Source organism: Acinetobacter sp. UBA2063 (assembly GCF_002333245.1).
In the GTDB taxonomy this organism is placed as follows: domain Bacteria; phylum Pseudomonadota; class Gammaproteobacteria; order Pseudomonadales; family Moraxellaceae; genus Acinetobacter; species Acinetobacter parvus.
In genome coordinates this window covers 1-9,244 of the sequence record NZ_DDAH01000207.1, presented here as the reverse complement: position 1 = coordinate 9,244, position 9,244 = coordinate 1, and the positions used below count along the sequence as shown (strand labels likewise).

Genomic DNA, 9,244 nt, shown 5'->3' with positions numbered 1-9,244 from the left:
CATCGGTGTTCTGTTGTAGCTGATAAAACGGCTTTTTCATCTCTTTCTCAATATCAAGCGACTATGCAGCTATTTTAGGTCAATCATAAAATAAGAAAAATTGATTTATTTTTATTTAATGAATCAGTTTAATTGATATAAAACTTCTAAATCCTGAAAATTTCCTGTGTAAAAACACAACAACAAGACGAAACGCTGAGAATATGGCAATATATAGCCTTTGCAAAATCACTGTATTTAACGCCCATGAAGTTGCTTCGTCTCAACGCTTTATCGCCAGATTTTCAGTTACCCCCAACTGCGGTCACGATTGGCAATTTTGATGGTGTCCACCTCGGCCATCAAGCGATGATTGCCCAACTCAAAACGTTGGCTGAAGCGCAAGGCTTAAAAACATTGGTGATGATTTTTGAGCCGCAACCACTTGAATTTTTTAAAGCTTATGATGCTCCGCCACGCATTAGCTCATTACGTGAAAAAGTAGAATATTTAACTGAGCTTGGTGTGGACTACATTGCAGTTGCGAAATTTGACCAATATTTTAGAAGTTTAAATGCCACAGAATTTGCTGATCTACTTAAATTAAAACTCAATGCACAAAGCTTAGTGCTAGGTGATGATTTTCATTTTGGTAAAGACCGTCAGGGCAACAGCGAGTTTCTACGCAAATATGGCTTTGATGTCACCAATTTAAATACGGTGGCACTGAATGGAGAACGAGTCAGTTCAACCCGTATCCGTCAGGTTCTACAGCAGGGCGACCTTGCTTTGGCGGCAAAGCTGCTGGGCCGTCCCTACAGCATTACGGGACGGGTGCAATATGGCGACCAGATTGGCCGAACCCTTGATTTTCCAACCATCAATGTCCGTTTAAACCGCCATAAACCGTGTTTAAGTGGTATTTATGCGGTGGATGTCGTCTGTGAAAATGCCTCACTCACAGCAAAAACAAAGCACACTGATCCTGCTTTGAACGGAATTACAGGCTATCAAGCTGATAGTTTGTTTGGTGCAGGTCATGTGGGGACACGCCCAGCCATCAAACAAGACCAGCCAGAATGGCGATTAGAGGTACATTTCCCCGATGTTTCTGCTAATCTGTATGGCTTATTGATGCGGGTAACTTTCCTTCACTATCTACATGGTGAACTGAATTACCCTTCGCTTGAAGCACTCAAAGCTGGAATCGATGATGATGTGCAAAAATTACGAGACTATCGTAAGCGCACACCAGAATTTCCTTTTTAAATTTAAATTTCATTTGTAATACATGTCAGTTTAGACTGATAAAACTGGAAGAAAACTTGCATGAGCGATAAGCAAACTCCTGAAAATGCAGTGGATTATAAAGCCACACTCAATTTGCCTGATACTGAATTTGCCATGAAAGCAAATTTGGCTGTGCGTGAAGCCAAATGGTTAGAAGAGTGGTATGCCGACAACATTTATCAGCAGATTCGTGAATCGCGTATTGGTAAGAAAAAATATGTTCTTCATGACGGCCCTCCATATGCCAATGGTCAAATTCATTTGGGTCATGCCGTCAATAAAGTCCTTAAAGACATTATTATTAAAAGCCGTGTGATGGATGGCTTCGATGCGCCATACGTACCGGGTTGGGACTGTCACGGTCTTCCAATCGAACTTAAGGTCGAAGAAAAAGTCGGCAAAGTGGGCGTTAAAGTAGATGCCTCTACTTTCCGTAAAGCTTGTCGCGAATATGCCTACACCCAAGTCGAATTACAGAAAAAAGACTTTGTGCGTATGGGCGTATTTGGTGACTGGGATAATCCATACCTCACCATGAACTTTAAGCAAGAAGCAGACATTGTTCGTTCGCTTGGCGCAATTGCCAAAGCAGGTCATATCGAACCGGGTTTAAAACCTGTGAACTGGTGTTTAGACTGTGGTTCTGCGCTGGCAGAAGCGGAAGTTGAATACGAAGATAAAAAATCAGATGCGATTGATGTTGGCTTTACGGTTGTTGATCTTAAAGACTTAAGCAGCCGTCTTGGTGTAAATGTCCAAGATGTGACGGACATCGTGATCTGGACCACTACACCCTGGACACTGCCTGCCAACCAAGCAGTGGCACTCCATGCTGAAATCGACTACCAACTGGTTCAAGTACAAAGTGATCGTGGTACACAAAACTTTATTTTGGCCAAAGATCTGGTTGAATCTGCAATTGAGCGTTATAAGCTTGAAAATCCAGTGGTACTGGCTGATTTTAAAGGTTCAGCAATCGAGAATGTCTTATTACAACATCCTCTGATTACTGATCGCCAAGTGCCTGTTATTTTAGGTGAACACGTTATCGCAACTAGCGGTACAGGTGCAGTACATACCGCTCCTGGACACGGTGTGGACGACTATAAAGTTGGCTTACAGTACAACCTAAAAGTTGATAACCCTGTCGGTGGTAATGGCATATATTTACCAACAGCGCCGATTTTTGCAGGCGAACATATCTATAAAGCCAATCCAAAAATTATCGAAGCTTTGGGTGCTGCTGGTCGTCTATGGGCGCATCAGCCAATCAAACACAGCTACCCACACTGCTGGCGTCATAAAACCCCGATTATCTTCCGTGCGACACCTCAATGGTTTATCAGCATGGATGCTAAAGGTTTACGTCAGACAGCCTTGAATGCGATTGAAAATGACATCGAGTTTGTCCCAGATTGGGGTAAAAATCGTATTCAATCCATGATTGAAGGACGCCCTGACTGGTGTATCTCACGTCAACGTACTTGGGGCGTACCAATCCCATTCTTTGTACACAAAGATACTAATGCATTACACCCTCGTACACCTGAACTCATTGAAGAAGTCGCTAAACTGATCGAACAAGAAGGTATTGATGGTTGGTATAACCGCGATGCTAGCGACTTCATTGGCGCAGATGCTGAACAGTACAATGCCGTACGCGATACACTTGACGTTTGGTTTGACTCAGGTACTACACATTATGCAGTGTTGCGTGAACGTGAAGAGTTACAAGACCCTGCAGATTTGTATCTTGAAGGTTCAGACCAACATCGTGGCTGGTTCCAATCGTCATTGTTAACTTCAATTGCGATTAATGAACGTGCACCGTATAAAGGTCTACTCACTCACGGTTTCGTGGTCGATGAGAAAGGTCGTAAGATGTCTAAATCATTAGGCAACATCATCACCCCACAAGACATTATTAAAGATATGGGTGCTGATGGTTTACGTTTCTGGATTGCATCTGCTGACTATCGCTATGAAATGACGGCTGGTAAAGAAATCTTTAGCCGCGCATCAGATGGTTATCGTCGTATTCGTAATACCTTACGTTTCTTGTTGGCCAACTTGAATGGTTTCAAACCATCGACAGATGCTTTGCCAGTCGACCAACTGATTGCATTGGATCAATACATCTTGCAACGCGCTGCTGAGGTTCAAAAAACCATCCAGCAAGCCTATGAAGAGATGAATTTCCATATCGTCACCAATGCATTGACCAACTTCTGTATTAACGACTTAGGTGGTTTCTATCTCGACATCATCAAAGATCGTCAGTACACCACTAAAGCAGATTCTCAAGCACGTCATTCTGCACAAACAGCGCTATATCACATCGTACAAGCCTTTGTTCGCTGGATGTCACCGATCTTGAGCTTTACCGCACAAGAAGCTTGGCCATTGATTCCTGAACAAACCGGTAAATATGTGTTCACGGCTGAATGGTATGACATCCCAACCGCATCAACAGCAAACTTACTGTCTGAAGCAGATTGGCAAACATTGATTAGCGTAAAATCAGCAGTAAATAAACAGATTGAAGCCGCACGTAACGCTAAACTCATCGGCAGTAACTTATCTGCCAAAGTTGAACTTTGGGCAGATGAAGCCTTACAGACATTGTTAAACCAATTGGCTGATGAATTACGTTTTGTCTTGATCACCTCTCAAGTCATCGTTCACCCTTATGCTGAACAAGGTGAAAGCACGGATCTTGCAGGATTACGTGTCCAAGTCTCCGCAGCAGATGGTGAAAAATGTGTACGTTGCTGGCATGTACTGCCAGATGTAAATACACATGTTGGTCATCCTGGTTTATGCGCTCGTTGTATTATCAACGTCACTGGCAGTGGCGAAGTGAGAAAATATGCATAATTCTGTGCAAACTAGCCCAGCAAAAAAAGGCTTATTCCAATTTTATCCACATAACCTGCTTTGGCTTGGACTTTCAGTCCTCGCCATTGTGCTGGACCAATGGACTAAATGGATTGCCAGTTCACATTTAAATTATGCAGATCCTGTTCCTGTACTGCCCTTTTTAAATTGGACGCTGTTGCATAACTACGGGGCTGCATTCAGCTTTTTGTCTGACGCAGGCGGCTGGCAACGCTACTTCTTCACCTCTTTAGCAGGTGTGGTATCGCTGATTTTCATTTTCTGGCTGATGCGTATGCCAAAGAAAATGATCGTGTTACCGATGGCGATTGCGTTGATTCTCGGTGGTGCAATTGGCAATCTGATTGATCGTGTCAGCTTAGGCTATGTGGTCGATTTTATTCATGTTTACTATCAAAACAGCCATTTCCCAGCCTTCAACCTTGCGGATAGCTCAATTACGCTAGGCACGATTTTACTGCTGATTGATACCTTCTTCCTTGAGAAGAAACGTAACCAAAACGTGGATGCATAAGATGAACGAAATTATCCAACCAAACGAAGAAATTCGTATTCAAGATGGCTCAAAAGTCGACTTGCATTTTTCTGTTTCAATCGAAAATGGTGTTGAGATTGACAATACACGTAATCGTGAAGAACCCGTAAGCCTCGTGATTGGCGATGGTAACTTATTACCTGGCTTTGAAAAGGCATTATTTGGTTTACGTGCAGGTGACCGTCGTACCGTGAGTCTTCCACCTGAAGAAGCATTTGGTCCATGGAATCCTGAAAACGTACAAACTTTTGATACGGTTAAATTTGAGCAACGTCCAGTTGAAGGACACATGATTGAGTTTGAAGATAAAGCCAAACAAAGCCTCTATGGCGTGGTGAAATCTGTAAATGATGATGTGACCGAAGTAGACTTTAACCACCCTTTAGCGGGTAAAAATATTACCTTTGAAGTTGAAATCTTTAGAGTCACCCCTGCTGGACAACAAGGTATTAAATTGATGTAATCAATTTGCATACTTGCTGCATCTTTCTGCTGTTCAACCCCCCCAAGTACAAGAATATGGACTTGGGGGATTTTTTATTGAATAAGACAATTATTAAATATAATCAATCATTTAAAACTCAATAAATCCAGTTTATTGATATTCGTTTCACCGATATCTCGTTGTACGTTTTAGCTTACATGCATTGCAGAAAATTGATGCTAGGCAAAAATCACCTTTCATTTTATATTTAAGGCATACAGAAACAGGATGTTTCAAAAAGCAAGAATAACTATAATAAAGAATATAACGGCAGGACGCTGAAAGGTATAACAGCACTAATACCTAAACATAAATCTGAAAAAGCCCCGACATGATGTTGGGGCTTTTTTCTATCTGTTTTTTGTCCCACCCTAAAATATGTTTAGACCTGAAGAAAGGCATTTTATGGAGCCACCAATTTAAGCAATCTGGCAGATTGACCATCTTCAATCACCCAAATATTGCCATCCTGCGCTTGGAGTACGCCACGAATCCGCTGCCCCATCGCGATTCGCTGTAGCTCCCGAACAGGCTGTGCTTGTGTATCCACTACAATAATTGCTTTTGAAGATAAACCACCAAGAATGGCTTTATGCTTCCAGTGTGGAAATACATCTCCCGTATAAAACATCAAACTTGAAGGAGAGATGACAGGCGTCCAATCCAGAACTGGGGCTGTAAATTCAGGACGAGTCGCATGGTCTGGAATTGGCAAACCATTATAGTGATCACCATTCGACACCAGCGGATAGCCATAGTTTTCGCCCTTGGCAATCAGATTCAACTCATCGCCACCTTTAGGTCCCATTTCTGCAACCCAAAGCTGCCCTGCGGAATCAAATGCCATGCCCAAAGGGTTTCGATGCCCCAAACTCCAGACTTGTTTGGCAATCTCGCCATGTGTTTGAAATGGATTGTCTAAAGGGGTTGTGCCATCTGCATTTAAACGCAAAATTTTGCCTAAATTAGATTTTAAATCCTGAGCAGGTTCAAACTTTTGTCGTTCACCAGAACTTATCCATAATTTGCCATCTGCACCAAACTTTATACGATGTGCATAATGTCCCTGTCCTGAAACTTTCGGCACTTGCTGCCAGATTCTTTGAATTTGGGCAAGTTTTGGCGTGGGTTTAGCATCCAATAAGAGCTTGCCCCGAATCACGACTGCACCGTAACCACCCGTACCCGCTTCTGCATAACTTAAATAAATCTGCTGATTCTGTTTAAATTCAGGATCTAAAATGACATCACCCAAACCACCTTGTCCGCCATAAGCCACTTCAGGGATAGCTTGAACATCTAAGCTTTGAACTGTTTTTGGATTAAAAAGTTTTAATTTCCCCGCTTTTTCTGTAATTAATAGACGTCCATCTGGTAACTCTGTCAATGCCCACGGCTCATTAAAATCTGCAATTGGCTGTACTTGATAGCGTTGTAAGTTTTGTGCAGAAGTTGATTTTGACTCTAAAGTAGCCGAGTTCTGTTTCGGCTGAACTTGTGCATTACACCCTGTGATTAAACCCAATGTAACTAGACCTATAAATCCATAGTGTTGCCGATTCATCTTAAGCATCCTAATTGCTCCTCTATTTATTCAATCTTAGCTTGAGCTAATCAAGACATCATAACCAATGAAACTCACCCTGAGCATAATAGAAATGTATCGCTATACACTTTCTTACTTGAATCTTCTACAAAGTAAATAGGCAAAAAATTAAGGAGCGATGCTCCTTAATTTCAAAGTCCCACAATATTAACGATCAATTAACTATAAGATCGACTGGCTTTTTTGACCACACTTGGCTCACTCACCACCTTTGATGTACTTTGTAAACGAATCATTGCCACTGCAATTGCACCAATCACCGCAGGAATCGCCACCGCCAAAAAGTTCATTTTATGCGGTAAATTCATACCCAAAAGTACGCCAATGATAATAGGGCCTACAATCGCACCTACACGCCCCACTGCAGAAGCACAACCGATACCTGTCGAACGAATCGTGAGTGGATAATACTGTGCAACAAAGCTATACAGTAAAATACTGCTGCCAATGGCAGAAGCACCCGCTAAGCCGACCAATAAATAAATTACAGGCTGTGGTGAATTGAAGCCTAGACCCACTAGAGAGAATGCCCCCAATAAAAACATGCCAATAATCACAGGTTTTAAGTGGAAACGGTCTGCAAAGCGGCAACATCAGATCCACCACCAGGCTCAGTAATTGCCAAAGCCGAAATCTTTTCGCCGGAAATAATATCTGGCAATACTTTCGCTTTTAGTTCTTCACTTCCAAAATGCTGAATTGGTGGAGCACCGATGGTATGTACCATCAACGAAATATGCACACCACCTGAACCCGCTTTCGCCATTTCCACACCAGCGAGTAACGAATAAAAAGGATCAGCATCCGGAATACCCCCATATTCTTCACCAAAGCCTAAGCCCAATAATCCAATCTCAGCAGCTTTCTTATAAAGCTCTCGAGGAAACGTTTCAGCCTCATCCCATTCATTAACAAATGGAGCCATTTCTTTTTGCACGAATCGACGTACATTGTCTGCAAAAGCTTGGTGTTGTTCATTATAGTAGATCGGATTAAGTTGCATTTTCTGCTTCCTAGCTTGAATAATTCTGAGTCGATTAGAGTATTTATAAGCGCTTTACCTTATCAAAAAAGAAAAAACCAAGCAAGCGCTTGGCAAAATACACATCAATTTTATCCATAATCATTTATCAAAAACGTTGAGATATTTATCCGAAATAAGAGCCCAAATCCTATTAGTAAGTATTTAAGCCCTATTATCACGGTTATGATTGATCGTAATTTTTCGGATTCTGCATGAGTAAAATAGCAAATGGGCGAGTAGATCGAAATGCTTCCAAAACAATTACAAAAATTGAAGTAAGAGGAATTGCTAAAATCGCTCCTGCGATTCCCCACAATGAAGACCACAAAGACAAGGAAAGCAAAACAACAAACGGAGATAAATTGATTTGTTTACCAATCATACGTGGCTCTAGAAAATTTCCTACAAACATTTGTGCAACCGTCAATAGAATTGCAACCAGAATAGTTAATTTCAGCGAACCAGTTTGAGCCAATGTCATTAGAACAGGGAAAATCACACCGAATAAAGAACCAACGTATGGAATATAGTTAAACAAACCAATAATTAAAGCCCAAAATAATGCATACTCCACACCACACGCCCAAAGAATAACAAAACAAATCGTTGCTAAAATCAAATTAATAAGTGTCTTAACGACAAGATATTCACTAATCTTTTTATTAATATCCGCGATCAATAACCGCGTTTGTTCAGTTTTACCATCTGGAAATGCAATCATTAATTTTTTAACGAACTGATCTCGCTCATTCAATAAAAATAAGGCATATACAATAATGACAACAAACATGCCTGTCAGCGCACTAAATGAAGTAAGTGTCGAAGTAATGAGACTTTGAAGATTAATCTGGCTCATCAGCATTTCTCTAAAGATTTGCCAGTCCGGACTATCACTCCACCCTAAATACGCGTTTACATACAAAAAAACCTGTTCAATATTCGCTTCATAGATTGGCATCTTAGCCAAAATTTTCTGTCCAGTTGTAATCACTAAACTAATAAGCTGAACCATCACCACAATAAAACTGATTAATACCAATATTCTTCTAAACCATTCTGGCGTAGATTTCAAAACAGGAAACTTTACTAGCCAATGACTTAATGTGATAAGGATATACATCGCTATCGTCGCAACAAGGATTGGCAATAAAAAGCCTTGCCCAATTTTCAACAACCATCCAAAGAGAATTAAAAACAATAAAATATAAACCAATGTCTGTAGGCTAGATTGCCAAGAACCAAGATTATTATTTTGCATATTCACATCACGCTTTATCTTTTCCCCAATAGTTATACCGTAATTTTCCCCAATTTATTTTTCTCGTTGCAATAAAAAACACCCCTAACCGTCAGGTTAGGGGTGTTTGAATTTAAAAGCTGGCGATGACTTACTCTCACATGGCAAGTGCCACACTACCATCAGCGCGA

At 41.1% G+C, this 9,244-nt stretch carries 6 protein-coding genes and 2 pseudogenes; 4 read left to right on the top strand and 4 right to left on the bottom strand.

Annotation, left to right across the window (positions count from 1 at the left end):
* Positions 1–246: 246 nt before the first annotated feature.
* The 4 genes from ribF to B4H32_RS09960 are packed head-to-tail and all read left to right on the top strand — an operon-like array spanning position 247 to position 5,165.
* Positions 247–1,248, top strand: coding sequence for a bifunctional riboflavin kinase/FAD synthetase (ribF, locus tag B4H32_RS09975; protein ID WP_004680189.1), 1,002 nt, complete (start codon positions 247–249; stop codon positions 1,246–1,248).
* Between the two features lie 60 nt (positions 1,249–1,308).
* Positions 1,309–4,146, top strand: a complete 2,838-nt coding sequence (gene ileS, locus B4H32_RS09970) for an isoleucine--tRNA ligase (RefSeq protein WP_004680190.1) — start codon at positions 1,309–1,311, stop codon at positions 4,144–4,146.
* Between the two features lie 4 nt (positions 4,147–4,150).
* Positions 4,151–4,681, top strand: coding sequence for a signal peptidase II (gene lspA / locus B4H32_RS09965; protein WP_162130233.1), 531 nt, complete (start codon positions 4,151–4,153; stop codon positions 4,679–4,681).
* A 1-nt stretch (position 4,682) separates the two neighbouring features.
* On the top strand, positions 4,683–5,165 hold the full coding sequence (locus B4H32_RS09960; protein WP_004680192.1) for an FKBP-type peptidyl-prolyl cis-trans isomerase: 483 nt from the start codon (positions 4,683–4,685) through the stop codon (positions 5,163–5,165).
* Between the two features lie 424 nt (positions 5,166–5,589).
* On the opposite strand, the gene B4H32_RS09955 is transcribed toward B4H32_RS09960, so the two are convergent.
* The 4 genes and pseudogenes from B4H32_RS09955 to B4H32_RS09940 all read right to left on the bottom strand — a co-directional run bounded on the left by B4H32_RS09955 (position 5,590) and on the right by B4H32_RS09940 (position 9,074).
* A complete protein-coding gene (locus tag B4H32_RS09955) occupies positions 5,590–6,759 on the bottom strand; it encodes a PQQ-dependent sugar dehydrogenase (RefSeq protein ID WP_004680194.1) in 1,170 nt (389 codons plus the stop codon).
* A gap of 191 nt (positions 6,760–6,950) precedes the next feature.
* A pseudogene (locus tag B4H32_RS09950) lies at positions 6,951–7,373 on the bottom strand (MFS transporter); the annotation flags it as partial.
* Positions 7,367–7,795, bottom strand: a pseudogene (locus B4H32_RS09945) (acyl-CoA dehydrogenase family protein); the annotation flags it as partial. The pseudogenes B4H32_RS09950 and B4H32_RS09945, both read right to left, overlap by 7 nt.
* A 202-nt stretch (positions 7,796–7,997) precedes the next feature.
* The gene (locus tag B4H32_RS09940) at positions 7,998–9,074 is read right to left on the bottom strand and encodes an AI-2E family transporter (RefSeq protein ID WP_004680197.1); all 1,077 of its coding nucleotides are present in this window, start codon (positions 9,072–9,074) and stop codon (positions 7,998–8,000) included.
* Positions 9,075–9,244 lie beyond the last annotated feature (170 nt).

What these genes read in the sequence shown, in the direction of transcription:
- ribF (WP_004680189.1), top strand. Translation starts at nt 247, where the DNA reads ATGAAGTTGCTTCGTCTCAACGCTTTATCGCCAGATTTTCAGTTACCC.
- ileS (WP_004680190.1), top strand. Translation starts at nt 1,309, where the DNA reads ATGAGCGATAAGCAAACTCCTGAAAATGCAGTGGATTATAAAGCCACA.
- B4H32_RS09960 (WP_004680192.1), top strand. Translation starts at nt 4,683, where the DNA reads ATGAACGAAATTATCCAACCAAACGAAGAAATTCGTATTCAAGATGGC.
- B4H32_RS09955 (WP_004680194.1), bottom strand. Translation starts at nt 6,759, where the DNA reads ATGCTTAAGATGAATCGGCAACACTATGGATTTATAGGTCTAGTTACA.
- B4H32_RS09940 (WP_004680197.1), bottom strand. Translation starts at nt 9,074, where the DNA reads ATGCAAAATAATAATCTTGGTTCTTGGCAATCTAGCCTACAGACATTG.